The 26,754-nt window shown below is 69.0% G+C and carries 26 protein-coding genes and 1 tRNA gene; 10 read left to right on the top strand and 17 right to left on the bottom strand.

Annotated elements, in window-relative coordinates:
• Window positions 1-101: 101 nt before the first annotated feature.
• Window positions 102-1,568 (top strand): polyphosphate:AMP phosphotransferase, encoded by a 1,467-nt coding sequence (pap, locus tag ABD104_RS06105; RefSeq protein ID WP_087837773.1) that lies wholly within the window; start codon window positions 102-104, stop codon window positions 1,566-1,568.
• Window positions 1,558-2,766 (top strand): MFS transporter, encoded by a 1,209-nt coding sequence (locus ABD104_RS06100; RefSeq protein ID WP_087837772.1) that lies wholly within the window; start codon window positions 1,558-1,560, stop codon window positions 2,764-2,766. Before pap ends, ABD104_RS06100 begins: the two co-directional genes overlap by 11 nt.
• Here ABD104_RS06100 and ABD104_RS06095 read toward each other — a convergent pair.
• The gene (locus tag ABD104_RS06095) at window positions 2,763-4,202 is read right to left on the bottom strand and encodes a M20 family metallopeptidase (RefSeq protein WP_087837771.1); all 1,440 of its coding nucleotides are present in this window, start codon (window positions 4,200-4,202) and stop codon (window positions 2,763-2,765) included. The genes ABD104_RS06100 and ABD104_RS06095 overlap by 4 nt on opposite strands.
• 278 nt (window positions 4,203-4,480) lie before the next feature.
• Between ABD104_RS06095 and ABD104_RS06090 the strand changes: the two genes are divergently transcribed.
• Both ABD104_RS06090 and ABD104_RS06085 read left to right on the top strand, forming a co-directional pair.
• Complete coding sequence (locus ABD104_RS06090) at window positions 4,481-4,675, top strand: DUF1328 domain-containing protein (protein WP_087837770.1); 195 nt, start codon at window positions 4,481-4,483, stop codon at window positions 4,673-4,675.
• Window positions 4,663-6,717: an ATP-binding protein gene (locus ABD104_RS06085; RefSeq protein WP_132979898.1), complete on the top strand. Its 2,055-nt coding sequence runs from the start codon at window positions 4,663-4,665 to the stop codon at window positions 6,715-6,717. The genes ABD104_RS06090 and ABD104_RS06085 overlap by 13 nt, the downstream gene beginning before the upstream one ends.
• A 36-nt stretch (window positions 6,718-6,753) precedes the next feature.
• Here ABD104_RS06085 and ABD104_RS06080 read toward each other — a convergent pair whose 3' ends face one another.
• From ABD104_RS06080 to ABD104_RS06070, 3 genes are all read right to left on the bottom strand, one after another.
• Window positions 6,754-7,203 (bottom strand): ferritin-like domain-containing protein, encoded by a 450-nt coding sequence (locus ABD104_RS06080; protein ID WP_087837768.1) that lies wholly within the window; start codon window positions 7,201-7,203, stop codon window positions 6,754-6,756.
• A gap of 87 nt (window positions 7,204-7,290) precedes the next feature.
• A complete protein-coding gene (locus ABD104_RS06075; RefSeq protein WP_087837767.1) occupies window positions 7,291-7,518 on the bottom strand; it encodes a hypothetical protein in 228 nt (75 codons plus the stop codon).
• Window positions 7,519-7,572: 54 nt separating this feature from the next.
• Window positions 7,573-9,870, bottom strand: coding sequence for a mechanosensitive ion channel domain-containing protein (locus ABD104_RS06070; protein WP_140416836.1), 2,298 nt, complete (start codon window positions 9,868-9,870; stop codon window positions 7,573-7,575).
• 153 nt (window positions 9,871-10,023) lie between these two features.
• Here ABD104_RS06070 and ABD104_RS06065 point away from each other — a divergent pair.
• Together ABD104_RS06065 and ABD104_RS06060 are read left to right on the top strand one after the other, a co-directional pair.
• Window positions 10,024-10,099, top strand: a tRNA-Lys gene (locus ABD104_RS06065).
• Window positions 10,100-10,182: 83 nt separating this feature from the next.
• The gene (locus tag ABD104_RS06060; protein ID WP_087837765.1) at window positions 10,183-11,142 is read left to right on the top strand and encodes a bifunctional GNAT family N-acetyltransferase/nucleoside diphosphate kinase regulator; all 960 of its coding nucleotides are present in this window, start codon (window positions 10,183-10,185) and stop codon (window positions 11,140-11,142) included.
• A 31-nt stretch (window positions 11,143-11,173) separates the two neighbouring features.
• Here ABD104_RS06060 and ABD104_RS06055 read toward each other — a convergent pair whose 3' ends face one another.
• The 11 genes from ABD104_RS06055 to ABD104_RS06005 form a co-directional block, all read right to left on the bottom strand.
• Complete coding sequence (locus tag ABD104_RS06055) at window positions 11,174-11,881, bottom strand: TerC family protein (protein WP_087837764.1); 708 nt, start codon at window positions 11,879-11,881, stop codon at window positions 11,174-11,176.
• Window positions 11,882-12,075: 194 nt separating this feature from the next.
• The gene (locus ABD104_RS06050) at window positions 12,076-13,656 is read right to left on the bottom strand and encodes an alpha/beta fold hydrolase (protein WP_343927262.1); all 1,581 of its coding nucleotides are present in this window, start codon (window positions 13,654-13,656) and stop codon (window positions 12,076-12,078) included.
• 86 nt (window positions 13,657-13,742) lie between these two features.
• Complete coding sequence (locus tag ABD104_RS06045) at window positions 13,743-14,732, bottom strand: Bug family tripartite tricarboxylate transporter substrate binding protein (protein ID WP_279817490.1); 990 nt, start codon at window positions 14,730-14,732, stop codon at window positions 13,743-13,745.
• A 27-nt stretch (window positions 14,733-14,759) separates the two neighbouring features.
• Window positions 14,760-15,575, bottom strand: a complete 816-nt coding sequence (gene hpaI, locus ABD104_RS06040) for a 4-hydroxy-2-oxoheptanedioate aldolase (protein WP_087837970.1) — start codon at window positions 15,573-15,575, stop codon at window positions 14,760-14,762.
• A 14-nt stretch (window positions 15,576-15,589) separates the two neighbouring features.
• Window positions 15,590-16,393 carry a 2-oxo-hept-4-ene-1,7-dioate hydratase gene (gene hpaH / locus ABD104_RS06035; protein ID WP_343927261.1) on the bottom strand — a complete coding sequence of 268 codons (804 nt, stop codon included), beginning with the start codon at window positions 16,391-16,393 and terminating at the stop codon, window positions 15,590-15,592.
• 6 nt (window positions 16,394-16,399) lie between these two features.
• Window positions 16,400-16,807: a 5-carboxymethyl-2-hydroxymuconate isomerase gene (locus ABD104_RS06030; protein WP_132979908.1), complete on the bottom strand. Its 408-nt coding sequence runs from the start codon at window positions 16,805-16,807 to the stop codon at window positions 16,400-16,402.
• 1 nt (window position 16,808) lies between these two features.
• A complete protein-coding gene (gene hpaD / locus ABD104_RS06025) occupies window positions 16,809-17,702 on the bottom strand; it encodes a 3,4-dihydroxyphenylacetate 2,3-dioxygenase (protein WP_132979909.1) in 894 nt (297 codons plus the stop codon).
• Window positions 17,703-17,719: 17 nt separating this feature from the next.
• Window positions 17,720-18,697 carry a tripartite tricarboxylate transporter substrate binding protein gene (locus ABD104_RS06020; RefSeq protein WP_371695806.1) on the bottom strand — a complete coding sequence of 326 codons (978 nt, stop codon included), beginning with the start codon at window positions 18,695-18,697 and terminating at the stop codon, window positions 17,720-17,722.
• Window positions 18,698-18,751: 54 nt separating this feature from the next.
• On the bottom strand, window positions 18,752-20,209 hold the full coding sequence (gene hpaE / locus ABD104_RS06015) for a 5-carboxymethyl-2-hydroxymuconate semialdehyde dehydrogenase (RefSeq protein ID WP_132979933.1): 1,458 nt from the start codon (window positions 20,207-20,209) through the stop codon (window positions 18,752-18,754).
• 38 nt (window positions 20,210-20,247) lie between these two features.
• Complete coding sequence (locus tag ABD104_RS06010; protein WP_087837757.1) at window positions 20,248-21,006, bottom strand: fumarylacetoacetate hydrolase family protein; 759 nt, start codon at window positions 21,004-21,006, stop codon at window positions 20,248-20,250.
• Window positions 21,003-21,788 carry a fumarylacetoacetate hydrolase family protein gene (locus tag ABD104_RS06005; RefSeq protein WP_279817484.1) on the bottom strand — a complete coding sequence of 262 codons (786 nt, stop codon included), beginning with the start codon at window positions 21,786-21,788 and terminating at the stop codon, window positions 21,003-21,005. The genes ABD104_RS06010 and ABD104_RS06005 overlap by 4 nt, the downstream gene beginning before the upstream one ends.
• Window positions 21,789-21,995: 207 nt before the next feature.
• Between ABD104_RS06005 and hpaR the strand changes: the two genes are divergently transcribed.
• The gene (hpaR, locus tag ABD104_RS06000; RefSeq protein WP_243724536.1) at window positions 21,996-22,418 is read left to right on the top strand and encodes a homoprotocatechuate degradation operon regulator HpaR; all 423 of its coding nucleotides are present in this window, start codon (window positions 21,996-21,998) and stop codon (window positions 22,416-22,418) included.
• Window positions 22,419-22,443: 25 nt separating this feature from the next.
• Here hpaR and ABD104_RS05995 read toward each other — a convergent pair whose 3' ends face one another.
• The gene (locus tag ABD104_RS05995; RefSeq protein WP_087837754.1) at window positions 22,444-23,211 is read right to left on the bottom strand and encodes an SDR family oxidoreductase; all 768 of its coding nucleotides are present in this window, start codon (window positions 23,209-23,211) and stop codon (window positions 22,444-22,446) included.
• A gap of 185 nt (window positions 23,212-23,396) precedes the next feature.
• Here ABD104_RS05995 and ABD104_RS05990 point away from each other — a divergent pair, with 185 nt between their 5' ends.
• Window positions 23,397-24,503, top strand: a complete 1,107-nt coding sequence (locus ABD104_RS05990) for an acyltransferase family protein (RefSeq protein WP_279817481.1) — start codon at window positions 23,397-23,399, stop codon at window positions 24,501-24,503.
• On the opposite strand, the gene ABD104_RS05985 is transcribed toward ABD104_RS05990, so the two are convergent.
• Entirely contained in the window at window positions 24,500-25,228 is a 729-nt protein-coding gene (locus tag ABD104_RS05985; protein WP_279817480.1) for a GntR family transcriptional regulator, read from the bottom strand. The two genes, ABD104_RS05990 and ABD104_RS05985, sit on opposite strands and share 4 nt — an antisense overlap.
• 226 nt (window positions 25,229-25,454) lie before the next feature.
• Between ABD104_RS05985 and ABD104_RS05980 the strand changes: the two genes are divergently transcribed.
• Together ABD104_RS05980 and ABD104_RS05975 are read left to right on the top strand one after the other, a co-directional pair.
• Complete coding sequence (locus ABD104_RS05980; RefSeq protein WP_087837751.1) at window positions 25,455-26,339, top strand: gallate dioxygenase; 885 nt, start codon at window positions 25,455-25,457, stop codon at window positions 26,337-26,339.
• 10 nt (window positions 26,340-26,349) lie between these two features.
• Window positions 26,350-26,709, top strand: a complete 360-nt coding sequence (locus ABD104_RS05975) for a protocatechuate 3,4-dioxygenase (protein ID WP_087837750.1) — start codon at window positions 26,350-26,352, stop codon at window positions 26,707-26,709.
• Window positions 26,710-26,754 lie beyond the last annotated feature (45 nt).

The raw sequence follows: 26,754 nt of genomic DNA, 5'->3' as shown, positions 1-26,754 counted from the left end.
CTGGATGATTCCAGGTTAGCAGAAGCCTTGCGCGCATCGGCTTGTGTCCCTGCAAGCGACTGTGGTAAAGGATGAGCGATGCCAGAACCAGGGAGCTTTTCGTGTTCGAACGAGCCGAGCGGGACCCGTCCATGGACGAGCGGGAGTACGAGCGGCGCGAGCTCGTGCTCAGGACGGAACTGCTCCAACAGCAGTACGAGCTCCTGAAGCAACGCGACCGTGCGGTGCTGATCGTGGTGGCGGGGATCGATGGCGCGGGCAAGGGGTCGGCGATCAACCTGCTCAACGAGTGGATGGACCCGCGCCACATCCGTACCCTGGCCTTCGGCGATCCGAGCGTGGACGAGGCCCAGCGGCCGGCCATGTGGCGCTACTGGAACGCGCTGCCCGCGCTGGGACAGACCGGCATCGTCTTCGGTTCCTGGTATGCGCCGCTTTTCAAGGAGGCGGCGCGCAAGAAGCCCGACATGGACCGCATCGGGGCGATGGCCGCCGAGATCCTGCGCTTCGAGGCCATGCTGGCCAGCGAGCGGGTGCGGATGCTCAAGCTCTGGTATCACCTGTCGCGCGGCGCGCAGATCGCCCGCATCGATGCGCAACTGGCCGACCCCGCCACGGCCTGGCGAGTGTCCGAGGCCGACCTGAAGGTCCGCAAAAAATTCGACCGGCTGCGCACGGCTGGCGAGATCGTGCTGGGCGCCACCGACGCGGCCTATACGCCCTGGCGGGTGGTGCCGAGCGCCGATGCCCGGCTGCGCGCCGTCGAGACCGCTGCGGCGGTATTGCAGGCGATGCGCGAGCCGTTGCCGCGCGCGCCGCGCCGGCCGCCGCTGCAGGCCGCGCGCCATGGTGACCGGTCCAGGGCGATGCTGGAGCCCGCGCCGGGCGGCAGCAAGCTGGACGAGGTCGATTACGAAAGGCAACTGGCCCGCTGGCAGGCGCGCCTGTCGGAGCAGGTCCGCGCCAAGCGCTTTCGCAAGCGCTCGCTGGTACTGGTGTTCGAGGGCGTGGATGCCGCGGGCAAGGGCGGCGCGATCCGGCGCGTCTCGCACGCGCTGGACGTGCGTGACTTCGATATCGTCCCCATCTCCGCGCCCAGCGACGACGAGCTGGCCCATCCGTATCTGTGGCGGTTCTGGCGCCACCTGCCGCTGCATGGCCGGGTGTGCATCTTCGATCGCTCCTGGTATGGCCGGGTGCTGGTCGAGCGGGTCGAGTCCCTGATCCCGCCCGCCACGTGGCGGCGCGCCTATGACGAGATCAACGATTTCGAGGACCAGTTGCGCCGCGGCGGCGCGGTGGTGCTGAAGTTCTGGCTGTCGGTCTCGCGCCAGGAGCAACTGCGCCGCTTCAAGGAGCGCCGCGATTCCCCCTTCAAGAACTTCAAGCTCACGCCGGACGATTGGCGCAACCGGCGCAAGTGGGACGACTACATGTCGGCCGCGCGCGACATGATCGCGCGCACGGACACCGCGCACGCGCCCTGGATCGTGATCGCCGACGACGACAAGCGCACCGCCCGGGTCAAGGTCCTGGAACACATCGTGAAGGCCATGGATGAAGCATAGCCCGCGCCAACCTTCCACGGCGTGGGTGTTGGCCGTCACGCTGGCGATCCAGTCCCTGGCCTCGGCGGCGACCATCGCGCCGGCGGTGGTCGGCCCGGTGGCCACGCGCGAACTCGGCCTGCCCTCGAGCGCCATCGGTTTCTACATGGCCCTGGTCTACCTGGGCGCCATGTTCACCAGCGTGGTCGGCGGCACCCTGGTCAACCGCCTGGGCGCGGTGCGATGCAGCCAGGCGGCCCTGCTGCTGTGCGGCCTGGGCATGGGCCTGCTGTGCAGCGGCGGACCCGCGGCCGCCGCCCTCGGGGCCCTGGTCATCGGCGCCGGGTATGGGCCCATCACGCCATCGAGTTCCTACCTCTTGATGCGCAGCACGCCCGCCCACCGCATGTCGCTGGTGTTCTCGATCAAGCAGACCGGCGTGCCGCTGGGCGGCGTGCTGGCCGCGCTCGTCAGTCCGCAGATCGAGCACGTGCTGGGCTGGCGGTGGGCGCTGGGGGTATGCGCCGCGGCCTGCCTGCTGTGCATGCTGGTCGCGCAGAGCGTGCGGCGCAGCCTGGACGCGCCGGGCGAGGCCGCCGCACCGTGGCGCTGGCAAGACCTGGCGCGGCCGGTCGGACTGGTCTGGCGCACGCCCGCGCTGCGCCTCATGGCCGTGTGTTCGCTGCTGTTCTCCTTCATCCAGCTGGCGATCACCGCCTATCTGGTGACCTACCTGAACCTGTCGCTGGGATGGACCCTGATCGCGGCGGGCGTCATCCTGTCCTTGTCCCAGGTGGCCGGCGTGGCCGGACGGATCCTGTGGGGCATCGTGGCCGATCGCTGGGCCCCGCCACGCAAGGTCCTGGGCGGACTGGCCCTGACGATGGCGGGAAGCTGCGTCGCCACCGCCTGCCTCCAGGCGTCCACGCCATGGATCCTGGTGGCCGCCGTCGCCGTCGTGTTCGGCGCTTCAGCGATAGGCTGGAACGGTGTGTTCCTGGCCGAGGTCGCTCGGCGCTCGCCGGCGGGCCAGGCCGGCGCGGCCACGGGCGGGACGCTGCTGTTCACCTATTTCGGGGTGCTCGTGGGCCAACCCCTGTTCAGCTACGTGGCATCGCTGGCGGGCGAGGCCGGCCAGCCCGGCTATGCCTGGGCATACGGGCTGCTGGTGATTCCCGCGCTGTTCTGCGCCAGCTGGCTGTTACGCGCGCGGGGCTAGCGGACCTGGGCGATGACGTGGGCCACGGCCGCGGTCAGCTTCTTCACGTAGGGAATGTGCAGGAACTCGTTGGGTCCGTGGGCGTTGGACCGGGGGCCCAGCACGCCGGTGATCAGGAACTGGGCCTCGGGGAATTTCGCGCCCAGCATGCCCATGAAGGGTATGGTGCCGCCTTCGCCTATCCACGCCGTGCCCTGCCCGAAGGCCGACTGCGAGGCCGCGTCCAGGGCGCGTGCGAGCCAGGGCGCGGTCGGCGGCGCGTTCCAGCCGCCGGCGCCACCCTCGCTTTCGAACCGGACCCGGGCCTGGTAGGGAGGGTCCTGCTCCAGCGCGGCCTTCATCGCCCGCGTCGCGCGGTCGGCGTCCACCGTGGGCGGCAGGCGCATGCTGAGCTTGAGCGAGGTCTTGGGGCGCAACACGTTGCCCGCGGCGTCGATGGACGGCAGGCCGGCCGCGCCGGTGACGGACAGCGCCGGCCGCCAGGTGCGGTTCAGGATGCCCTCGACCGGGTCGGTGGTGGTGGGCAGGGCATGGGCGTGGCCGTCGGCGCCGTGCGAGCATCCTACCCAGGGAAACTGCTTCCACACCTGGTCGCCCAGGATGGCGCCGGCGGTACGGGCCTGGGCCAGGCGTTCCCCGGGGATGGCGGCATGCAGTTCAGGCAGCAGCACGCGGCCGGTGGCCGGGTCGTCGATCCGGTTGAGCAGCTGGCGCGCGATCCGGAACGACGAGGGCACCAGGCCGCTGGCCATGCCCGAATGGACGCCCTCGTCCAGGATCTCGACCGTCAGCACGCCGCCGGTCAGTCCGCGCAACGAGGTCGTCACCCACAGTTGCTCGTAGTTGCCGCAACCCGAGTCCAGGCCCACCACCAGCGTCGGCGGACCGATGCGCGGGGCGAGCAGGTCCAGGTAGGCGGGCAGGTCATAGCTGCCGCTTTCCTCGCAGGTCTCGATCAGCCCCACGCAGCGGGGGCGGGGTATGTCCTGGGCGTCCATCGCGGCCAGCGTGGCCAGGGCGGCATAGACGGCGTAGCCGTCGTCCGCGCTGCCGCGACCGTACAGCTTGCCGTCCTCGATCTTCGGCGTCCACGGACCCAGGTCCTGGCGCCAGCCGGTCATCTCGGGCTGCTTGTCCAGGTGGCCGTAGAACAGCACGGTGCGGTCGCCCCCCAGGCCCTGGGTGGCCGGCGCCTCGAAATACAGGCAGGGCGTGCGGCCCGGGATGGCGACGATCTCGACCTGCAGCCCCGTGACCGGCTGAGCGCGCGCCCACTTCGCCGCCGCGTCCACCACCGCGGCCAGGTGACCGTGCTCGGCCCAATTGGGATCGAACATGGGCGACTTGGCGGGCACGCGCACGTAGTCGGCCAAGAGGGGGATCAGTTCATCGTCATAGCGGCGCGCCAGCACCGCGGCGAGGTCGGACAGGTCCATGAGGGGCTCCCGGGTCAGCCTCCAGTGTAGAACTTGTAGCCGGAGAAGGCAGCCTGCGGATCGCTTGCAAGATTTACATGTAATTCTTACCTGAGGCGGGACAGGGCACCGTGCAAATCTTATAAGAGACCCCCCGATTACCCAGTGCAACAGGCTTTTCAAAGGGCAAGCGCGGCATGGTACGGAATGTGCTCGTCATCCGGCACGACGTCCAACGCGTCGAACAGAGCCCGCCGTCAGCGGGACGCGTCTTTACGGGAAAGCCAAGGAGAAGAACCATGTTGCGCTGGGCTACTATCTTTTTCGTGATCCCCTTGCTGGTTGCCGTCGTGGGACTCGGCGATTTCGCGGCCGGTGCCGCCAATATCGCCTTCGTCCTGTTCCTGGTTTCGCTGGGAGCGTTCCTGGCCACCTTCTTCGTCCGGTCCCCCGAGGAGACGGAAGAGGGCTATGAGGGCGAATGGTCCCGCTGACCGCGGAGGGCAAAAAAACCGATGAACATGCAGCGCCTTTTTCGCGGTTGAACATGGTTGCACGACGCGTTTCGCAGGCGGCCGGGCCGTCCGGTCCTTCCTATCGCATTTTGGCGGAGCACGCCCCGGGCGTGCTCTGGTCCGCTTCCACGACGGGGGAGTGGGTGTATGTGAATCCCGCCTGGACCCGCCTGACGGGGCAATCCGCCGAGGCGGCCCTGGGCTGGGGCTGGCTGGCATGCGTGCCGGCCGACCAGCGCGAGCGGGTCCGGGCCGCCGTCGCCAAGGGAGCCGCCGATGCGGCTCCTTTCGACGTGGCGCACCGGGTGGCCACCGCCGACGGGCGGCAGGTGGACGCGCATACCCTGGCCCACCCCAGCCTGGAGGCCAACCGGCAATTCGTGGGGTTCAGCGGCACCTGCCTGCCCGCGCGCGAGTCCGCCGCGGCGCGCCCGCCTGATGGCAACCAGGCCGACGAGGGCCGGCTGCTGGACCTGCTGCCTCATGCCCTCGTCGCCTACGACGCATCCTTGCGCTATCTGTACGCCAACCGGGCGGCCGGCGAGTTGTTCGGCATCGAGCCGGTGGCGTTTGTCGGCAAGACCGCGCGCGAGCTCGGCGTGGCGCCCTACATCGCGTCGGCCTACGAGCAGGCGGTGGCGGACGCGCTGGCCACGGGAAAGGCCCAGACCTTCGACTATCGCATAGACACCGGATCCTCCACCCGCCACTTCCGCGTCCGCGTCGTGGCCGACGGCGCCGGCGGGCGCGCCTTGGCGGCGACCGTGGATGTCAGCGCGTGGGTGCGCGCCCAGGTGGAGCTCGACACGCTGCTGCTGCGCGAACAGGCGGCGCGGACGCAGGCGGAAACGGCGATCGGGGTACGCGACCAGTTCCTGTCCATGGTTTCCCACGAACTGCGGTCCCCGCTCAACGGCATCCAGAGTTGGGCCCACGTGCTCGAGAGCCGCGTCGACGCCGGCGTGCCGACGGTGGCGCGAGCGCTGGCGGGCATCAGGACCGGCGTGCAGCAGCAGGTCAGGCTGATCGACGAATTGCTCGACGCCACCCACGCGATGACGGGCCGCCTCCAGCTTTCGATGAGGCTGGAAGCGCTGGCGCCCATCGTCGAACGCGCGGTCGCGCAGGCCGCTCCGAAGGCCGCCGAACGCAATGTGAACCTGCGCGCCGAGCTGCCGCCCGGCGAGGTCCGGGTCTGGGGCAGCGCCGAGCGCATCGAGCAGATGGTGGGGCACCTGCTGGACAACGCCATCAAGTTCAGCCTGCCCGACGGCCAGGTCTCGGTACGGGTCGAGGCGACGCAGACCGAGGCCAGGATCGCCGTCGGGGACACCGGCAAGGGCATCGCGGCCGACGTCATGCCTTATCTGTTCGATCCGTTCCGCCAGCTCGATGCCTTCCGTGCCCGCCGTCCCGACGGGCTGGGCCTGGGGTTGACGCTGGTGCGGCATCTGGCCGAGCTGCAGGGCGGCAGGGTAGCCGCCCAGAGCGGAGGCGAAGGCCAGGGCGCGCTCTTCTCCATCTACCTGCCGCTGGCCGGCGAAGGCCAGGCGCCCGGGCCGGCCGCGGGGACCGGCACGCGAGCGGCCTCACCCGCGACCCTGAACGACGTGCGTATCCTCCTGGTCGAGGGGCATGCCGAGGCGCGCGGCGAACTGGCCGACTCCTTGAAGCAGGCGGGAGGAGAGGTCGTCGCGTGCGAATCCGGCGGGTCGGCCCTGGAGTACCTGCGCAGGGCGGACTCGGACGGCCTGCCCCATGTCATCGTCAGCGACATGACCCTGCCGGGCATGGACGGCAGCGATACGCTGGCCCGGATCCGCGAACTCGAGCGCGGCGCGCCCGATCGCTTTCCCACCCCGACTCCCGCCGTCGCCCTGACCTCGGCCAGCCGGTGCGAGGACCGTATCGGCGCGCTGGCGGCGGGCTTCCAGGTCTACCTGGCCAAGCCGGTGGAGTTTCCGCAACTGGTCGGATTGATAAACAACCTGGCGCGAACCGCTTTCCTGGAGCGGCGCTAGCGGGAAGGCGGCCGGCAGGCCGCCCTCCGTCCACGGCTACGCGTGTGCGCGCATCCGGTCGCGCAGTTCCTTCACCTGGTCGTGATTGCGCACGACGCCCTCGTATTGCACCTGTACCAGGGCCAGGAGCTGGGGCGGGAGTTCCTCGCGCAGGGCAGCCTGGTAGCGGCTCTTGGCCACGTCCTCGCCGCGTTCGCATTCCTCCAGGATGGCGAGGTCCGTACGCCCCGCCACCGCCGATTTCAGCCCCAGCCAGCCGCGGTGCAGCGCGCCGGCCGCGGTACCGCCTTCCTCGGGCTGGTCGCCCAGCGCCGCGACCTGCTCCTGCAACTGGGCCGCGGCTGTCGAGCAGTCGCCCGCGCGCCGGGAAAAAAGTGTCTTCAACTCGGGATCGTGGGCGTCCTGGGCAGCTTGCCGAAAGCCGTACTCGCCGTCCTTGCAGGTCTCGATCAAGTCGTTCAGTACTGTCGTCACATCTCGGGCCATCTTCGTCTCCTGGGTAGTCCGAATGAACCGGGCCACACCGGGCCCGGTCCGGGACTCCAGCAGGAAACGGACCCGCCGGAGGATCGGTCATTTCTTGGGATGGCTGGGCTTGAGCTTCCAGTCCTTGTCGTCCTTGCCGGTACGGACTTCCTTTTCGGCATGCGCGGCGGCCCCGGGCGAGATCGGATCGCTGGCCGGGAAAGTGTCCTCCAGCGAGTCGTCCAGCAGTTCCTGGTAGGTCGGCAGCCCCTCGTCGGACTGCTTGGCCTTGTCCTTCGAGTCCTTCTCCGAACGGTTCTTGGGTTCAGTCTTCATGCGATGCTCCCGCAAATTGTCGCGTGGTCGAGTCGGCAAGACTCATGCCCGGGGTCAAGCCTCCGAGCCGCCGCCCGCCGACGGTTGCGGCGCCGCGGCCTGCCGTCCGTCGCCGTCCAGGCGGCGGACGAAACTGGCCTGCGGATTTGCAAACTGTATTCCCAACTGCTTGAAACGGCGATAGAGACGCTGGTTGAAGCCGCGCTGCACCGCGGCCTTGCCGCGATCCAGCGTGCGGATCTGTCCGGCCAGGGTGACCGAGGCGCCGTCCACCTGGTCCACGCCCCACAGGTCCAGGTCGGCCAGCATCAGCGGACCCAGGTCGGGGTCGTTGCGCATTTCCTCGCCCACGTTGCGGATCGCGGCGATGACCTCGTCCAGGTCCGAGTCGGCGCTGACGCTGACCCGCACGGAGGCGTTGCCGATGCCGCGGTTGCTGTTCGAGACCGTGCCCACGGCGCTGAAGGGGACCACGTGCAGGGCGCCGTCGCCCGCGCGCAGCCGCACCGTGCGTATGGACAGGTACTCGACCGTGCCCGATACCCCCGCCAGCGTCACCGAATCGCCCACCTGCATCGCGTTCTCCATCAGCAGGAAGATGCCGGTGATGAAATCCTGCACCAGCTTTTGCGAGCCGAAGCCGATGGCCACGCCGATGATGCTGGCGCCGGCCAGCAGGGGCGCGATGTTGATGCCCAGTTCGTTGAGCGCGGTGAACAGCACGATCAGCGCGATTACGATGAACAGCGTCGTGCGCAGGATGGGGACCAGCGTGCGCAGCCGCGTGGCGCGGGCGAGATCGCCGGCCCGGGTCCAGCGCTCCATTCGGCGGTTGATCGACAGATTGGCGGCTTCCCAGGCGACCAGCGCGAGGACGCAGGCCACCGCGATGGTCGCGGTGGCCGAGACCAGCCTGCGGCCCACCGTGCCGGCCTCGAACCAGTCCAGCGCGTGCACGCCCCAGACCTCCAGCAGCGCGATCGCGGTGGCGACGAAGACCAGGATCATCACGACACGCTGCGCCAGCGTCTGGTAGGGCCGCCGGCCCGGCTGGCCGCCGCCCGCCGCGGGGGCGTCGCTGTAGAAGGCGCGGTCCAGCGCCCCCAGCAGGATCATGCTGAGGACGGTAGCCGCCAGCATGACCAGCGCCGTGCGCCAGACATAGTGCAGCAACTGCGACAGCCCGCTGGCCGTGCCCAGCGCCCATACCACCCAGAGTCCGGCGATGACCGCGATGGCGGTGGGCGCCCAGACATTGGCCAGCACCGCCCGCAGCCCCTCGTGTTCCTGTCCGCGTATCCAGCGCGACACCTGGCGCCGCCGCTGGACCACCATGACGATCAGCATCGCGTGCACGGCCAGGCCCACCAGCTTGGACAGCGCGTTGCGCGCATCGTCGCCGGCCCCCAGCAGGTAGGCGATCTCGGTCGCGGCCACGCCGAAGGCGCCGACCGCCACCACGCGCCGCAGCCAGGTGTCCAGATAGCGCGCCGATTCGTCGCCCAGCCGGGACAGGCGCAGGCAGGCACCCGACGGCGAGGTCAGCAGGCGCAGCGCGGTCATCGTCAGCCGCATGGCGAGGTAGGCGCCGATCAGCGGCAGGATGAACGGATAGAAGCCGGCGGCCGGCGCGCCGAACAGCCTCATCAGTATCGTCGCCACCACCAGGAAGCCGGCCAGCGGCACCAGGGCCAGGATGGCATGCGCCAGCGCGGCGGGCAGCCGGCGCACGATGCGCAGGTGCTGGTCGGGCTCGGCGGGCGTTTCCGTGTCGGGGTCGGGCGCGGAGGGCGGAACGGTATCCGGGATGTACCGGCGTTCCGCGTAGGCCAGCAGCATCGCGCGCGGCCGGCGCAGCAGTCGCCCGATACCCGCTTCCACGCCCAGGGCCACGGCCAGGATCAACAGAATCGTGCCCAGGCCCTGGAAGGTCGCCGTGCGGGCCTCCGGCGTGCCGAGGTAGTACTGCCACCAGGCGCCCGCCGACCGCAGCGACCACAGCGTCGCTCCCGTCAGCCGCAGTTCGCCCAGCGCCGAGTCCACCCACTTGCCCGCCTGCGTGAAGGCCTGGGCGATGAGCCCGTCCTTCTCCAGGGCGACCGGCGCTTCCGGCGCGGCGGGCGCGGCCGCCGGCGGGGCGGCCTGCTGCTCCGTCGCCTCGGCGATGACGCTCAGCGTCTGCTCCAGTTCCGCCCGCCGGGCGTCGTCGCGCAGCAGGTCCAGGACCTGGCGCGCCTGGGCCGGCGTCACGGCCGCGGGGTCGGGAGCGGCGGCGTCGGCCGGCCGCGACATCCAGAGGGCCAGGCACAGCAGGGCGAGGGCGGTCCAGGGGCGTGGGCGTCGTGTCTGCATGGGGGCGGTCTGAAGAGGGGATAGGGCGATTCTACCCAGCCGCGCGGGCGGCTTGGCGGGGGCGGCCGCGGAAGTCGATGCCGGCCGGAAAGGGAGCGGCAGGCCTTGATTCGCACAAGTCGAAAAAAGTCGTTATAATCTTGCTTCTTTGCAGGGCTGTTAGCTCAGTTGGTAGAGCAGCGGACTCTTAATCCGTAGGTCGAGTGTTCGAGCCACTCACAGCCCACCAAGAATTCAGCAAGGAAAGACGCCTTAGGCGCCCGGCGGCCTAGGGCGTTTTTCTTTTGTGCGTTTTTTGTCGAAAGAACCGTCATGGCCGTGGCCATGAAGGGCTTTCATTCGCAGCCACGTGTGGTGAAGATGAACAAGCCTTTCATTTCGCTATGTCCAGAGATCACTCGGGCAGACGCGCTGACTCTGATGGACTGGTTGGAAGATGAGCGCGTCATCCGCTATCTGAGCGATTCGCGCCATGTCTCCCGCTTCATCGAACAGGTCATCGGCCGGGTCCAGTTGCCCATCCTGACCCATCTGTTCAACCAGGGCGGCCGATTCTTCATGGCCTACGACCGGCACGATGTGCCGGTGGGCTTCGTGCGCCTCGTCAAGACGGGGCCGGACTGCGAGATAGTCCTGGTCATCGGGGATCGCGACAACTGGGGTCGCAAGCTCGGCGCCAGCGCCATCCTCGAAGGCATGAAGCTCGCCTTCTTCGACATGCGGGCCGAGAAACTCATCGCCAAGATCCACCCGGACAACGCGCGTTCGCTGAAAGCCTTCCTGCGCTGCGGCTTCCTGCCTGAAAGCGAAACGCCGACGCTGAAGTCGTTTTCCATGACTGTCGAGCACTATCTCCGGCTCTTGCGCGAAAACGCCGTGGGCGATTCCACCGATATCCATATCACCGAAATCGACAAGGCCCGGCTCAGCAGCCTGATCGCGCTCGAGCAGGGGCCGGCCGTGGTCGATCTCGAGCACGAGATCGAGCGAGCCATCGTCGTCGATCCGCGGCAAGTGGCGCGGAGCGTCGTCACGATGAATTCCCGCGCCTTGCTGCATCTGGACGACGAGGAAGTGGAGGTGGCCCTGGTCTACCCCGAGGACGCGGACGGCAGTGCCGGGAAGCTGTCGGTGTGCTCCGACGTCGGCGCGGCGATCCTGGGCTACCAGGAGGGAGATGCCATCGATTGGCGGATTTCGGACCGCACCCGCCGTATCTGCATCGAGAAAGTGCTTTACCAGCCGGAAGCCGCCGGGGATTTCCACCTGTAGGTTCGTGCTGTGCTCACAGCCGCCGATCGGCCTAGCCGATGGACGGCTGGTGCCGCCGATGCATGACCAGCCACTTGCCCACCGCGATGACGGACAGCGCGGCGACGATCTGCACCGCGAGTTCGACCATGGGGCCGGGTTCGCCCACGTGTTCGAGCACGAAGGTGTCGCTGATCAGCATGCCGCCGGCGATCCAGCCCAGCATGCCCGCGCCCAGCGTGACGATCACGGGGAAGCGGTCTATCAGCTTGAGCACCAGCGTGCTGCCCCAGACGATCACGGGTACGCTGACGCACAGGCCGAAGATCACGTAGTACAGCTGGTGCCCGAGGTGGGCGCTTTCGGCCGCGCCGGCGATGGCGATGACGTTGTCCAGGCTCATGGCGAAGTCGGCGATGATGATGGTCCGGATGGCGCCGAAGACGGACGTGCCGCCATCGATGTCGCCATGCGCGTCCTTCTCCTGGGCCAGCAGCTTGATGCCTATCCAGATGAGAAGCGCACAGCCCACGATCTTCAGGAAGGGCATGCTGAGCAGCGCCAGCGCGAAGGCGATCAGCAGGACGCGCAGCAGGATGGCGCCGGCGGTGCCCCACAGGATGCCCTTTATCCGTTGTCCGTGAGGCAGGTTGCGGCAGGCCAGGGCGATGACGATGGCGTTGTCGCCTCCCAGCAGGATGTCGATCAGGATGATCTGGAAGACGGCGCCCCAATGAAGCGTCTCGATGAGTTCGAGCATGACCCTGGCCCCCTTTGAAAGAACGTGGACGACGCATCGAGGCGACCGGGATGTCCGTTCGCGCGGGATGGATTGCCAGCCATTCTAGGCAGGAAGCGCGGGAAACGTTCTAATAATAGTACTATTGGAATGGTCACTCTTGCCGGGGGCGGGCGGCAGGGGCCGGCTTGTGCCGCCCGCACCCGGAAGCGGGGTCAATCTCCCCGGCAGGCGTTCTTCTGCGGCACCAGCGTGGCGGTCAGCAGGTAGTCCGACTGCACGTCGACCACGCAGGCCTTCCTGCCGGGACCTCCTCCCATGGCCACGTGCTGGTCCGCTTCGAAGACGAACAGCGATGCGTTCGCGAGCTGCGCCACCACGTCCTTGGAGCTCTGGAACGGGGTGGCGGGGTCGCCGGTCGTGCCCCACACCATGATGGGGGGCGAGCCCTGCGCCCGGTAGTTGGTGGGCACGGGATCGGGCGCCACGGGCAGGTGGGCGCAGGGCCGGTTGATGTTGGCCTGCACCGCGCCGGTCAGCGGCGCCGCGGCGGCGGCTTGCGCCACGATGTCCTCGAACGCCGCGCCCTGCGGCAGGGGCTGGTCCATGCACGTCGTCCAGACCGCCGGGCCGAGCGATTCGCTGTTCGCCAGTCCGGAGGCTTGCGCCCGCATGGGATCCCAGTCCGCCGGCGTCTGCGCCGCGGCGCCGATGGCGACGGCCAGGGACGGATAGGCCACCGGTTCGTAGATGCTCAGCACGGAGACCAGCGTCAGCCAGCCGGTGGAAAGCGGGATGGGCGTGCCCTTGTAATCCATCCGCGCCGGCGCGGCATGCGCCCGGGCCAGCATTTCCCTGAACTGCCCTTCGGCCTGGTCGCGCATCGGACATTGCCCGGCGTTGCCGGCGCACCAGGAGAAGAATCGCTCCAGCCCCCGGTTCCAGGAGACTGCCTGGTTCACCAGTATCGTGGTCCCGGACTGGGCGGGATTGACGACGCCGTCGATGATCATCGCGCGGATGTGCGAAGGATAGAGGTCGGCGTAGACGATCCCGACCTCGGTACCGTAGGACACGCCCAGGTAGGTCAGCCTGGCGTCGCCCAGGGCGCGGCGCAGCACTTCGACGTCGCGGACCACGTTCATCGTGCCCATCAGGGGGAAAACGGGGTCGTCGCGGCAGGTGCGGGCGTAGGCGGCCGCGGCGGCGTCGAGCGCCTTGGCGCCGACGGCGGTGGTGTCGCCCAGGTCGTGGGCGAAGTACGTCGCCAGCGCGCCGCCGCAGCGCAAGGCGGGCGCGTCCGGCGGCGAGCCGGTGGGACGGGTGTGGCCGACGCCGCGCGGATCGAAGCCGACGATGTCGAAGCGTTGCCGCACTTGCGCCGACAGCTTGCCGGCGAAGTCCGGGACGGCGCCGACGCCGGAGCCGCCCGGTCCGCCGGGTTCGATGACGAGCGAGCCTATCCTGTTCCGTGCGTCGTCGGCCGGCCGGCGGCGCAGGGCCAGGTCCAGGGTCTTGCCCTTGGGGTCCGCGTAGTCGAGCGGGACCCGGACCACGGCGCAGTCGTAGCGTTCGCCGTCGACCCGGGACGGCACGGTGCCGTCCGGAAAGACCGTTTCGCAAGCCCGCCAGTCGGGTGCGGCGACGGCCACGGTGGTGGCGGCCAGGTTCTTGCTCGCGGCCGTATCGCCCTCGTCCGAACCGCCACCGCAACCGGCCAAAAGAAGGGCGGCGACCGCCGCCGCCGCCCGGGGGTGGCCATGCCGGCCCCGGTGCCTCGTTCCTGTCCTTGCCATTGTCCCTGCCCCCCATGCCTGGAACGCCCGACGCCCCTGCGGCGATCCCATCTTGCCAGTTGGGGCGGGGCTTGGCTAGGGCGGGCTCAGTCGATCTTCAACCCGATCTGCCGTATCAGCTTGCCCCAGCGCTCCTTCTCGGCGTGCGAGAAGCTGGCCATCTCGGCCGGGGTGGTGGGCATGGCCTCGATACCCAGGGCCTCGAAGCGCGCTTTTACCGGCGCCGATTGCAGCGCGCCCACCAGCGCCTGGTTCAGGCGGTCGATGGTGGCCTGCGGCGTGCCGGTGGGGACCGACAGGCCCTGCCAGGCGAAGGCGACGAAGTCCTTCAGCCCTTCCTCCTGCAGCGTGGGCGTGTCCGGCAGCGACTCGATGCGCCGGGCGCTGGCGACGGCCAGCGGACGCAGCTTGCCGCCGGTGATGTAGGGGATGCCGCTGCCGCTTTCGACGAACATGAACGGGATCTGGCCGGCCATGATGTCCTGGATGGCCGGGGCCGCGCCGCGATACGGCACGTGCACGAGGTTCAGGCCGGTGCGCTCGCGCAGGAGTTCGGTGGCCAGGTGATGCGGCGTGCCGGGGCCGGGCGAACCGTAGCTGACGCCCTGTTGCTGGGTGCGGGCCCAGGCCATGAAGCCCTTGAAGTCCTTGATGGGCGAGTCGGCGCGCACGACCAGGATGAGCGGAAAGCGGACCAGCATGCCCACCGGGCGCAGGTCGCGCTCGGCATCGTAGGTGAGCTTGCTGTACAGGAAGGGGTTGGTGGCCAGGGTGGCGTAGTCGGCGGTGACCATGACGTGGCCGTAGTCCTTGGAACGGACGACATAGTCGGTGGCGATGTTGTGGGCCGCGCCCGGTTTGTTGACGACCACGATGCTCTGTTGCAGCGTGCGTCCCATGGCCTCGGCCAGCACGCGCGCGACGGTGTCGGTGCCACCGCCGGGTGCCATGCCGACGACCCATTCGATGGGCCTCGAGTCCTGGGCCCAGGCCAGCGGCGCCGTCAGCAGCAGTGCCGCAAGTCCGGCCATCGCCCTCGATAGTGCGCCACGCCGGGCGCGGTGGGGGGATTTCATCTGTCGTCTCCTTGGTGGTTGGGGCGCTCAGTACACGCTGCCCGCCGGCGGATCGGCGGAGGCGGCCGGAGGCTGCCCGGTCTTGAAACCTGCGGCCAGGCGGCGCGCGGCCTGGGCCAGCAAGGTGATGTCCACGCCCACGGCGACGAAGCGCGCGCCCATTTCCAGGTAGCGCCTGGCCAGCACCGGGTCGGCCGACAGGATGCCGGCGGCCTTGCCCGCCGCCCGCACGGCGGCGATGCCGTCGGCGATGGCCCGCTGGACCTCCGGTTCGCCCGGCCGGCCGATGAACCCCATCGAGGCCGAGAGATCGGAGGGGCCGAAGAACACGCCGTCCACGCCCTCGGTGGCGGCGATCGCCTCGAGGTTGGCCAGCGCGGCCTTGGATTCCACCTGGACCAGCACGCACATCTCGTCGTCGGCGCGGTGCAGGTAGCCTTCCACGCCGTTCCAGCGCGAGGCGCGCGCCAGCGCGCTGCCGACGCCGCGGATACCGTGCGGTGGATAGCGCGTGGCGGCCACCATGCGCGCGGCCTGTTCGGCGGTCTCGACCATGGGCACCAGCAGGGTCTGGGCGCCGACGTCCAGGTATTGCTTGATCAGCGCGGGATCGCCGGTCACCGGCCGCACCACGGGATGGACCGGGTAGGGCGCCACGGCCTGCAATTGCGACAGCACCGTGCGTACGTCGTTGGGGGCGTGCTCGCAGTCGATCAGCAGCCAGTCGAAGCCGGCGCCGGCCAGCATCTCGGCGGCGCAGCCGTCGGCCAGGCCGACCCACAGGCCGATCTGCGGCGGACCATCGCGCAGCGCGCGCTTGAAGGTATTGATGGGCAGTTGCATGGCGGCTCCCGGCATCAGGCGATGCGAAAGGCGATGGAGCCCAGGGGCCCGTAGTCGGCATGGAAGGCATCGCCGGGCCGGGCGGGCACGGGGCGGGTGAACGAGCCCGCCAGCACGATCTGTCCGGCCTGCAGCGACTCGCCCCAGGGAGCCAGCTTGTTGGCCAGCCACGCGATGCCGTTGCCGGGGTGGTTCAGGACGGCGGCGGCGATGCCCGATTCCTCGATCACGCCGTTCTTGTAGAGCAGCGCGCCGACCCAGCGCAGATCCACCGCGTCGGGCCGGACCGGCCGCCCGCCCGTGACGATGCCGGCATTGGCGGCGTTATCGGAAATGGTGTCCACCACCTTGCGCGGCGCGCGTGTGTCGCGGTCGAACTGTTCGATGCGCGCGTCGATGATCTCGACGGCGGGCACGACGTAATCGGTGGCGGCCATCACGTCGAACAGCGTCACGCCTGGTCCGCGCAGGGGACGGCCCAGGATGAAGCCCAGCTCCACCTCGATGCGAGGCGCGATGAAGCGTTCGGCGGGGATGTCGGTGCCGTCGTGGAAGAACATGTCGTCCAGCAGCGTGCCGTAGTCGGGCTCGTCGATCTGGCTGGACAACTGCATGGCGCGCGAGGTCAGGCCTATCTTGTGGCCGCGCACGACGCGGCCTTCCTGGATCTTGGTACGGACCCAGGCGCGCGAGACGGCGTAGCCGTCCTCGATCGTCATGTCGGGGAAGCGCTTGGAGAAGTGTCCGACCTGGCTGCGGTTTTTCTCGGCCTGGTGCAATTCGGCCGCCAGCTCGGCGATGCGGGTTTCGCTAATCATGGAGGGTCATTTCCGGTTGAACAGGGGATGCAGGCTGCTGTGCTTGGCGTCGTAGACCTGGTCGCGGCTTTCGTCGACCTGGACCGTGATGCCGACCGGGCGGCGCGCCAGCAGCGGGTCCAGCGCATCGCGCAGCGTGGCGGCCAGCGCATCGCCCACCGCCCGGTGCACCGCCGGGCTGCGGTCCGGCGCCATGCGCAGGTTGGCGTACAGGAAGCCATAGTCGCCCGCGCCGTCGGCGACGGCGGCATGCGCCGCCGGATAGGCCAGCACGCGGGTGCCGCCGGTGGGGAAGACCTGGCGGCCCTGCTCGTCGCGTTGGGCGATCAGGGTGTCGGCCAGCTTGCGGCACAGTGAGGGCATGTCGGCATCGCGCTCGATGTCCGGGCTGTAGAGCAGGACGAGGTGGGGCATGTCAGGTTCCCGGGGGCGTGTCGAGGAAGGTGTCCGGCGGCAGCGGTGTCACCGGGAAGATGGCGTTGATCTGGCCGGTGCCGGAACTGCCGAAATAGGGGGTGACGATCTCCACCGGCTGGTCGTAGGCGGTCCAGCCCAGGGCGCCCAGCAGCATGGCCGTGTCGTGCATGCCGCCTTCGCCCCAGCACTTCTCGTTGTACATGGGCAGCATGGGGCAGAAGGTTCGCCAGTCTCCCCGTTCCCACAGTTCCACCACTCGCCGGTCCACCTGCTCCAGGAACGGATCCCATACCTTGTGCATGAACTCGGGCGCCATGCCGTTCTGCGCGAAATGGTGGCTGAGCGAGCCGCTGGCGAAGATGGCCACCGTGCCGTCGTAGCGTTCCTCGATCGCGCGGCGCACCGCCAGCCCCAGCCGGGCGCTGGCGGCAAGGTCGTGCCAGACGCACCATCCGGACATGCCCACGACCTTGAAGTGCCGGTCCGCGTTCATGTAGCGCATGGGAACCAGCGTGCCGTACTCCAGTTCAAGCGTGGTGGCGCTGTGCGCGCGAGTAGACACGCCCATCTCGTTGGCGACGTCGGCGATCAGGTGGCCCAGTTCGGGGTTGCCGGGGTACTCGTAGGACAGGTTCTTGATGAAGTGCGGCAGCTCGTTGCTGGTGTAGCAGCCCGAGAAGCGCGGCGCGCAATTGATGTGGTATTCGCTGTTGACCAGCCAGTGGACGTCGAACACCACGATGGTGTCCACGCCCAGTTCGCGGCACCGCCGGCCGATCTCGACGTGCCCGTCGATGGCGGCCTGCCGGCAGCCCTTGTGCGGCCCGTCCAGTTCCGACAGGTACATGGACGGCACGTGGGTGATCTTGGCGGCCAGGGCGAGTGTTCCCATGTCTGCTCCCGGCCTCGTCAGACGTCCACCGTGATGCCCGCGCGGCGCACCACCTCGGCGTATCGGGCGGTCTCGCTCTTGAGGAAGGCGTCGAACCGGTCCACCGATCCCGCCATCGACGCGATGCCGCCGTCGCGCATCGTCGCCTGGACCTTGGGGGCCTGCAGGCTGGCATTGATCGCGCCGTTGAGCTGCGCCACGATGGCATCCGGCACGCGCGCCGGCGCCAGCACGCCTTGCCACGAATTGGATTCCAGCGGCACGCCCTGTTCGGCCAGGGTCGGCACCTGCGGCGCGTACGCCGAGCGTTCGGCCGTGGCCATGCCCAGCGCCACCAGCCGGCCGGCCTCCACGTGGCCGCGGAATTCCGGCCAGTTGCCGAACATCACCGTCACCTGCCCGCCCAGCAGGTCGTTCAGCGCCGGCGCCTGGCCCTTGTAGGGCACGTGCAGCAGGTCGATGCCGGCCTGCATCTTGAGCATCTCGCCCGCCAGGTGGGCCGAGGTGCCGTTGCCGAAGGAGGCATAGCTGAGCGAGCCGGGCGCCTTGCGCGCGGCGGCGACGAGGTCCGCCAGATTGCGCAGACCGCTCTTGGGGTTGGCCGCCAGCACGTGTTCGGACATGCCCATCAGCGCCACTGGACGCAGGTCGGCGGGGTCGTAGGGCAGCTTTTTCACCAGCGAGGTGTTGGCGCAGAAGCTGTTGGCCACGGTGATCAGGGTGTAGCCGTCGGGGGCGGACTTGGCTGCGGCCTCCACGCCCACGACCGTGCCGGCCCCCGGCTTGTTCTCGACGATGAAGGATTGCCCCAGTTGGCGGCCCAGCTCGGCCGCGACCAGCCGCGTGACCACGTCGGTCGTGCCGCCGGGCGTGAACGGCACGATGATGCGTACCGCCCGGTTCGGATAGGACGATTGCTGGGCGCGCGCGCCGCGCAGGGCGAGGCCCGACAGGGCGCCGCCCGCCGCGAGCCGGAGCAGGGCGCGGCGGGACACGGGGAGGGGGGCTTGGGTCATGTCGTCTCCTGGTTGTCGTGGGTGCGCCGGGACTCAACGGCCCCAGTGCGGGATGTGATGGTCGGTGATCGAGACGCAGACGTTCTTGGGCTCCAGGAAGACCTCGTAGCTCCAGGTGCCGCCCTCGCGGCCGGTGCCGGAGGCCTTGGTGCCGCCGAAAGGCTGGCGCAGGTCGCGCACGTTCTGACTGTTGACGAAGCACATGCCGGCCTCGATGGCCGCCGCCACGCGATGGGCGCGCGCGAGGTCCCGGGTCCACACGTACGACGACAGCCCATAGCGGATGTCGTTGGCCAGGCGGATGGCGTGGGCCTCGTCGTCGAAGGGGATCAGGCAGGCGACCGGACCGAAGATCTCGTCCTGCGCGATCTTCATGTCGTTGCCAACGTTGCCGAACACCGTGGGGCGCACGAAGTTGCCGGCGCGGACCGCCGCGGGAAGATCGGGCGCGTCCAGCCCGCCGGCCAGGAGTTCCGCTCCTTCGTCCTGGCCCAGTTCGATGTAGCGGCGGACCTTGGCCAGGTGGTCGCGGGAGATCATGGGACCGACGATGGTGCCGGCATCGAGCGGGTCGCCCACGGTGATGCGCGCGGCGCGGGCCGCGAACTCCTCCGCGAAGCGGCGGTAGATCGACCGCTGGACCAGGATGCGCGAGCCGGCGGTGCAGCGTTCGCCGTTGTTCGAGAAGATCATGAATACGGCCGCGTCCATGGCCCGTTCCCAGTCGGCGTCCTCGAACACGACGAAGGGGCTCTTGCCGCCCAGTTCCATCGAGAACTTCTTCAGGCCCGCGGACTGGATGATGCGGTTGCCGGTGGCGGTGCTGCCGGTGAACGATATGGCGGCGACGTCCGGGTGGCGCACCAGCGCCTCGCCCGCCGTCCTGCCATAGCCGTGCACCACGTTCAGCACGCCTGGGGGCACGCCGGCCTCGAGCGCGAGCTGCCCCAGCCGCCACGCGGTGATGGGCGAGAGCTCGCTCATCTTCAGCACGGCGGTATTGCCGAAGGCCAGCGCCGGCGCGATCTTCCAGGTGGCCGTCATGAACGGCACGTTCCACGGGGAGATCAGCGCGCATACGCCCACGGGATGGTAGAGCGTGTAGTTCAGGTGCGTGGGCGTGGGATAGGTGTGGCCGTCCACCCGCGTGCACATCTCGGCGAAGTAGCTGAAGTTGTCGGCGGCGCGCGGCACCAGCTGCTTGCCGGTCTGGGCGATGACCTGGCCCGTGTCGCGCGTTTCCCAATCGGCCAGCTCGGGCACGTGGTGCTGGATCAGTTCTCCCAGCTTGCGCATGATGCGGCCACGATCGGCGGCGGGAGTGGCGGCCCACCGGGGAAAGGCGGCCCGGGCCGCCGCGACGGCAGCCCGGACCTCGGCTTCGCCGCCCGAGGCGACGGTGGCCAGCACGGACTGGTCGGCCGGGTTGACGGTGTCGAAGGCCTGGTCGCTGTCGACCTCGCGGCCATCGATCAGGTGGGAAATGTGCAGGGACATGATGGAGTCCTGTTGAACGGCGGAAAGGAAGTTCAGCGGCCGAACACGTCGTCGCCCACGATGGTGTTGCGCAGGCTGCCGATGCCGTCTATCTCGGTGATGACTTCGTCGCCGGGCTTGACGTCGACCACGCCGTCCGGCGTGCCGGTCAGGATGACGTCGCCGGGGGCCAGGGTCATGAAGCCGCTCAGGTATTCGATCAGCGCGGGGATGTCGAACACCATGTCGCGGGTGTTGCCCTGCTGCGTGACGACGCCATTGACCAGGGTGCGCAACGCCAGCGCATGCGGGTCGGGCACGTCGGCCGCGTCGACAAACCAGGGGCCAAGCACGGTGCACGTGTCGCGGTTCTTGACGCGCAGGTTGGGGCGGTACCAGTTTTCCAGGTAGTCGCGGATGGCGTAGTCGTTGGCCACGGTGTAGCCGGCCACGTAATCCATGGCGCAGTCGCGGCGGACGCCGGCGGCGCTGCGGCCGATGACCACGGCCAGCTCGCACTCGTAGTGCATGAAGGTGGCGTCGGCCGGGCGGCGCGTGTGCCCGCGATGGCCGATCAGCGCGCCCGGCCCCTTCAGGAAGGCCAGCGGTTCCTGCTGGGCGCCGAAGCTGAGTTCCTTGGCATGCTCCGCGTAGTTCAGGCCGAGCGCGACGATGGTGCCCGCCTCGAACGGCGGCAGCCAGACGACGTCGTCGTGCAGGACGATGCGGCCGTCCGCCAGGCGCAGCCGGCTGTCGTCGTAAGGCGTGGCGGTGTGGATGGCGCCGGAGTAGGCGACGCGGGCGGTCTTCATGCCGAACCTCCCTGGACCGACGCGCGGACGACCGGGTTCTCGAGCCGGCCGACGTTCTCGATCTCGATGGCCACGCGCTGCCCGCCGTGCGCCAGCGGTCCGTCGAAATCGCCCGGCCAGGGCAGGCCGGTCAGCAGGACGTCGCCTGGCTGCAGGGTCATGAAGTCGGTCACGTCGGCGATGAGCTGGGGCAGGGGCCGCAGGAAGCCCCGGGTGCTCGACCGCAGGCGCAGGGCGCCGTCTATCCAGACGCGCAGATCGAGCGCGTCCGGATTGCCGACCTGCCGCGCCGCGCGCACCCAGGGGCCCATGGGGCAGAAGCCGTCGCGTACGCGCAGCCGCAGCGACGGCCGGTAGAACTCGCGGTGGGGAAGGGTGACGTCGTTGACCACGGTATAGCCGGCCACGTAGTCCAGCGCGTCGCCGGGGGCGACGCGGCAGGCGGTGCGGCCGATGACCGCGCCCAGCGCTGCGCCTACCTGGACGGCCTCGGCACCGGGCGGGAGCGGGATGGCGCGGCCATGGCCCAGGTGCGTGTTGCGAGGCTTGATGTAGAGCACGGGGGCCTTGGGGGCTGCCTTGTAGGGCGGGGCCAGGACCCGGTCTCCCATCGCGGCCAGCGCCGCCGGGTCGTTGTGCAGCACGCCGTAGACCGTGCCGGCCATGGGGGGCCGCGCCGGCTCGCCCGTGGCCAGGGCATCGCATGCCCGCGCGTGGGGAAGGTCGAGCGGCAGCGGGGCGCCCGCGGCGTGGAACAGCGTGTCCTCGATGAACAGCCTCATGCGGAGGTCTCCCTGGTTTCGTTCTTGTCGCATCGCCGATGGCTGGATTTAATCACTAACATGTTAGTGAAGTCAATTTGCGCGCGTCATCGGGGGACCCGTATTTACCCCGGTGATAACATTGGCTGGTCCCCAATCCGGTGTGCGCTCGCGCGCGCCTTTCACCGCATGCCGCCAGCCCCTTTCCGCCATCGCAATCTTCCGCTCATGATGCTCCAGGCGCGCGAGGCCCTGATGGCCCAGTTCCGGCCCTATCTGCAGGAGCAGGGATTGACCGACCAGCAATGGCGCATCGTTCGCGCGCTGTACGACAGCGGCGAGCTCGAACCCAGGCAACTGGGCGAGTGCTGCCAGATATCCAGCCCGAGCATCACGGGCGTGCTGGCCAGGATGGAGGAGATGGGTTTGATCGCGCGCCAGCCGGTCCCGGGCGACCGCCGCCGGCTGCGCGTGTCCCTGACCGCGCAGGGCAAGCGCATCGCCAAGGCCATCGCGCCCAAGGTGGAAGCCAAGTACCAGGAACTGGAAGCGCTGCTGGGCGTCGAGGCCATGCGTCGCGCCTACGACGTGCTGGATGGCCTGCTGGCCGGCTTGCGGGACGGAGACGGCGAGCCGCCCGGACGCCGTTGAACCGCTCGCCCGGCGCCGCCGGGGATCAGGTGCCCCCTATGTTGCGCATCAGCCCGCCGTCCACGAAGTAGCTGCTGCCCGTGACGTAGCTGGCCTCGTCCGAGGCCAGGAAGAGGACGACGTTGGCCACTTCCTGCGGGTCGCCCGGGCGGCCCAGCGGAATCTGCGCAGCCGATTCGCGCGCCTGGGCCGGATCCTTCAGGCGATCCTGCGTCATGGGCGTGGCGATCATGCCGGGGGCGACATTGTTGATGCGGATGCCGCGCGGCGCCAGTTCCAGGGCCAGCGTCCGCGTGACCGAGCGCAAGCCCGCCTTGGCCGCGTCGTAGGACGCGCTGCCGGGCAGGGAAATTTCTTCATGCACCGACGTAATATTTATGATGGCGCCCCCTCCCTCGGACTGCATGTGGCGCGCGGCGGCCTGGCACAGCAGCCAGGGCGACACAAGATTGATGTTCAGCATCCACGAGAACTCGTCGGGCGGGATCTCCAGCGAGTTCTGGCGCGAGGATCCGGCGCCGGCGTTGTTCACGAGCACGTGCAGGCCTCCCATTTTTTCGAACGCCTGTTCGAAGAAGGCCTGCGTCTTGGAGGGATTCGAGAAATCCGCCTGCAGGATCTCGGCGCGCCGTCCCGCCGCGCGCACCTGCGAGGCCGTGGCGCGCGCGCCTTCCTCGTCCCGGTGATAGTGAACCAGCACGTCGGCGCCTTCCCGGGCGAACGTCGCGGCCACGGCCTGGCCGATGCCGCTGTCGGCGCCGGTCACCCAAGCTATCTTGTCCTGGAGTTTCATGTCGTTTCCCTGATCGTGTGCGGGAGCCGCTACGGACGCAAGCCGCATGCCGGCCCCGTGCCGCCGGGCCGAAGAGTGTTGTAAAAAAGCCGTTTCGCCGATCCGGGCGGGGCGCCGGCGCTAAGATACGCGCCACCTCCGAACAAACGCGTCGCGTCGAACGCCGGTTCGCCACTCCCTTGGCCATGTCCACCGCCACTCCCCGCATGCCCCTGATCGATGCGATCAAGGCCGTCGCCTGCCTGTCCATCGTGCTTCATCACCTGGCCTTCTACGGCCCCATGTCCGACATCGCCCACCCCCTCATGCCGCGCGTGCTGGATGCGCTGATGCATTACGGCAGGATGGCCGTCATGGCGTTCTTCGTGGTGTCGGGATTCCTGGCCGCCCGCGCCTTCGCCCCGGCGGGCGTGTCACGGGTGGAGCAGCCCCTGGCGGTGATCAAGCGGCGGTATTTCCGGCTGGCCGTGCCCTTCATGGCGGCGCTGGTGCTGGCCATGGCCTGCGCCGCGCTGGCGCGGGCCTGGATGCAGCACGATTCCATCCCGGACTCGCCCACGGCGCCGCAGCTGGCGGCCCACATGCTGCTCAGCAACGGCCTGCTGCGCCAGGAGTCGCTGTCGGCCGGCGTCTGGTACGTGGGCATCGACTTCCAGCTGTTCAGCGTCATGGCGCTGCTGCTGGGACTGTCGCGCTGGATCAGCCTGCGCCGCCCCGCCTGGGGGTGGCTGGGCGCCGCGGCGATAGGCGGGCTGACGCTGGCGTCGCTGTTCGTCTTCAACCGCAATCCCTATTGGGACGAGACCGCGCTCTATTTCTTCGCCTACTACGGCCTGGGATGCTGCGCCTACTGGCTGACCGGCCGTCCCAAGGGCGGCCTGCTGCTGGTGGCCATGGCGGGGGTGGTGGCCGCGGCGCTGGCCACGGACTTCCGCGAACGCATCGTCGTGGCGGCGGCCATCATGCTGCTGCTGGGGGCGGCCCGCCAGGCGGGCTGGCTCGAGACCGTCGGCGTGCCGGATTTTCTGAGCCGGCTCGCGCGCATCTCCTATTCGGTGTTCCTGGTGCATTTCCCGCTGTGCCTGGTGGTCAGCGCGCTGGTGTTCCGCTTCTATCCGGAACAGGCCGGCATCAACGCCCTCGGCATGGGGGTGGCGGTGCTCGTCAGCTTGGCCGGCGGCGCCGCCTTCCATCGGCTGGTCGAGAGCCGGACGCTGGATCCGGTGGCGCGGCGCGCCGTCGTCGCGCTGTTCGCCGTGGGCGGTGCGCTGGCGGTCTACGCGCGGCTCTAGACCAGCCTCGGCCCGGGGCGATGGCGCCGGGCTCCGGCGGCCGAGGTCAGTCCCGCTTCCTTCTCGAAATCCGCGCCCTGGCTCTGGACCTGGGTATAGGCGTGCTCGCGGAAAAGGTTCTCGGCCCGGTCGGCCTGCCCGCTTTCTATGGCGGTGACGATGGCGTGATGCTGCCGGTGGGCGTAGAACAGGAAATTGAACATCATGTCCCGGCTCTGCGTGTCGAACGCCAGCGTGAGCGGGTCGGTGAACGGCACGATGTTGCAGCGGCTGACCAGGCTGGCCAGCAGCGGCATGTCGGCGCCTTCCAGGATCAGCGTATGGAAGCGCGCGTTCATTTCCGCGTAGCGGATCTCGTCGTCGTCCGACAGGCGGCGGTCGGTGAAGATGCGATCGCCCTGGCCCAGGCAGTCCTTGAGTTCGGCCAGCAGTTCGGCGCTGGCGCCGTTGGTGGCCAGCGCGCGCGCCGCCAGCCCCTCCAGCGCGGCACGCACGTGCAGGGCCTCCGTGCTTTCGCGGGCGGAAAAGGCGCGCACCGCGAAGCCGCGGGCGCCGGACGGCACCAGCAGCCCTTCCTGGGCGAGCGCGGGCAACGCCTGGCGCACGGGCGTGCGCGAGGTGCCCAGCCGTTCGGCCAGGTCGGCTTCCCGGACCCGTTCTCCCGGCGCGAGTTCGCCCCGGAGGATCATTTCACGAATATGCAGCATGGTGGTGGTCTGCTGCATGCGTGCTCCCTGAGTGATGAATGCGGCTGCCTCGCGGCTGGCGAGGTGGATGCAAGTATAAGACCCGTTTGGGATCCCGTATTGGATCCCAAGTCGCCATCTAGACCCCGAAAAAACCCTTTATTGCTTTATTTTGGGATCCCATATAATCTGCGCTACGCACAAAAAGGGTCGCGTGGCGCATGGCGGCGAAGACGCGCCGGCCTCATTCGATACGGAGTACATCATGGCAAGAATCATCGGCGGCATCGGCAGCTCGCACGTGCCGACCATAGGCGTCGCCTACGACAAGGGCAAGCAGAACGATCCGGCCTGGGCGCCGCTGTTCGACGGCTACAAGCCGGTGGCTGCCTGGCTGGCCGAGAAGCAGGCCGACGTGCTGGTGTTCTTCTACAACGACCACTGCACGACCTTTTTCTTCGACATGTATCCCACGTTCGCGCTGGGGGTGGGCGAACGCTTTCCCATCGCCGACGAGGGCGCGGGCCTGCGCAACCTGCCCGCCATCCGTGGCAACGTCGATTTCCAGGCCCACATCGCCGAGTCCCTGGTGAACGACGAGTTCGACATCACCGTCTTCCAGGACAAGCCCATCGACCACGGCTGTGCGTCGCCGCTGCCGCTGCTCTGGCCGCACCAGCCCGACTGGCCGGGCACCGTGGTGCCCGTCGCGATCAACGTGCTGCAGTATCCGCTGCCCACGGCGCGCCGCTGCTATCGCCTGGGGCAGGCCGTGCGCCGCGCGGTGGAATCCTATCCCGAGGACCTGAAGGTGGTGGTGGTGGGCACCGGCGGCCTGTCCCACCAGGTCCATGGCGAGCGCACCGGCTTCAACAATACCGAGTGGGACATGGAGTTCCTGCGCCTGCTGGAAGAAGATCCCGAAGCCTTGATGCGGATGAAACACGCCGACTACGTACGCCTGGGCGGCGCCGAGAGCGTGGAGCAGATCATGTGGCTGTCCATGCGGGGCGCGCTGGGCACCGGCCCGCTGCGCAAGCTGCACCAGAACTATTACCTGGCCACCACCACCGCGATGACCGTGGTGCTGTACGAGGAAGGCGAGCCCATCGCCCGGCAGACCGGTCCGGCCGCCGCGGCCGTGGCCTGAGGAGCATCCGATGAATCCGCAACTCGAAGGCATCGAGCAGATCCCGGGCACCTACGCGTTCGACCTGCGCGTCAGCAACCGCACGCTGAAGATCAACCGCTTCTTCTGGAACATGATAGGCGCCGACTGGCGTGACCGCTTCGTGGCCGACGAGGAAGGCACGATGGACGCGGCCGGGCTGACGGAAGAGGAAAAGGCGCTGGTGCGCGCCCGCGACTGGCTCGGCCTCATCCGGCACGGCGTGAACTTCTTCGTGCTCGAGAAATTCGGCCGGGTCGTCAAGAAAACCAACCTCGAGATCTACGCCATCATGCGGGGCGAGAGCTTCGAGGCGTTCATGAAGACGAGACGGGTGCCGGACGCCAGGTAGAGGTCCCCCCGTACGCGCTTCGCGCGCCCAGCATGGTGAGCCCCC

The organism is Pigmentiphaga daeguensis (assembly GCF_039523035.1).
GTDB classification, from domain to species: domain Bacteria; phylum Pseudomonadota; class Gammaproteobacteria; order Burkholderiales; family Burkholderiaceae_B; genus Pigmentiphaga; species Pigmentiphaga daeguensis.
The sequence above is the reverse complement of the archived record's forward strand: the minus strand, read 5'-3'. Positions and strand labels throughout refer to the sequence as shown.

Coding starts and splice junctions, on each gene's coding strand:
- ABD104_RS06100 (WP_087837772.1), top strand. CDS start 1,558: ATGAAGCATAGCCCGCGCCAACCTTCCACGGCGTGGGTGTTGGCCGTC.
- ABD104_RS06095 (WP_087837771.1), bottom strand. CDS start 4,202: ATGGACCTGTCCGACCTCGCCGCGGTGCTGGCGCGCCGCTATGACGAT.
- ABD104_RS06090 (WP_087837770.1), top strand. CDS start 4,481: ATGTTGCGCTGGGCTACTATCTTTTTCGTGATCCCCTTGCTGGTTGCC.
- ABD104_RS06085 (WP_132979898.1), top strand. CDS start 4,663: ATGGTCCCGCTGACCGCGGAGGGCAAAAAAACCGATGAACATGCAGCG.
- ABD104_RS06080 (WP_087837768.1), bottom strand. CDS start 7,203: ATGGCCCGAGATGTGACGACAGTACTGAACGACTTGATCGAGACCTGC.
- ABD104_RS06075 (WP_087837767.1), bottom strand. CDS start 7,518: ATGAAGACTGAACCCAAGAACCGTTCGGAGAAGGACTCGAAGGACAAG.
- ABD104_RS06070 (WP_140416836.1), bottom strand. CDS start 9,870: ATGCAGACACGACGCCCACGCCCCTGGACCGCCCTCGCCCTGCTGTGC.
- ABD104_RS06060 (WP_087837765.1), top strand. CDS start 10,183: ATGGCCGTGGCCATGAAGGGCTTTCATTCGCAGCCACGTGTGGTGAAG.
- ABD104_RS06055 (WP_087837764.1), bottom strand. CDS start 11,881: ATGCTCGAACTCATCGAGACGCTTCATTGGGGCGCCGTCTTCCAGATC.
- ABD104_RS06050 (WP_343927262.1), bottom strand. CDS start 13,656: ATGGCAAGGACAGGAACGAGGCACCGGGGCCGGCATGGCCACCCCCGG.
- ABD104_RS06045 (WP_279817490.1), bottom strand. CDS start 14,732: ATGAAATCCCCCCACCGCGCCCGGCGTGGCGCACTATCGAGGGCGATG.
- hpaI (WP_087837970.1), bottom strand. CDS start 15,575: ATGCAACTGCCCATCAATACCTTCAAGCGCGCGCTGCGCGATGGTCCG.
- hpaH (WP_343927261.1), bottom strand. CDS start 16,393: ATGATTAGCGAAACCCGCATCGCCGAGCTGGCGGCCGAATTGCACCAG.
- ABD104_RS06030 (WP_132979908.1), bottom strand. CDS start 16,807: ATGCCCCACCTCGTCCTGCTCTACAGCCCGGACATCGAGCGCGATGCC.
- hpaD (WP_132979909.1), bottom strand. CDS start 17,702: ATGGGAACACTCGCCCTGGCCGCCAAGATCACCCACGTGCCGTCCATG.
- ABD104_RS06010 (WP_087837757.1), bottom strand. CDS start 21,006: ATGAAGACCGCCCGCGTCGCCTACTCCGGCGCCATCCACACCGCCACG.
- ABD104_RS06005 (WP_279817484.1), bottom strand. CDS start 21,788: ATGAGGCTGTTCATCGAGGACACGCTGTTCCACGCCGCGGGCGCCCCG.
- hpaR (WP_243724536.1), top strand. CDS start 21,996: ATGATGCTCCAGGCGCGCGAGGCCCTGATGGCCCAGTTCCGGCCCTAT.
- ABD104_RS05995 (WP_087837754.1), bottom strand. CDS start 23,211: ATGAAACTCCAGGACAAGATAGCTTGGGTGACCGGCGCCGACAGCGGC.
- ABD104_RS05990 (WP_279817481.1), top strand. CDS start 23,397: ATGTCCACCGCCACTCCCCGCATGCCCCTGATCGATGCGATCAAGGCC.
- ABD104_RS05985 (WP_279817480.1), bottom strand. CDS start 25,228: ATGCAGCAGACCACCACCATGCTGCATATTCGTGAAATGATCCTCCGG.
- ABD104_RS05980 (WP_087837751.1), top strand. CDS start 25,455: ATGGCAAGAATCATCGGCGGCATCGGCAGCTCGCACGTGCCGACCATA.
- ABD104_RS05975 (WP_087837750.1), top strand. CDS start 26,350: ATGAATCCGCAACTCGAAGGCATCGAGCAGATCCCGGGCACCTACGCG.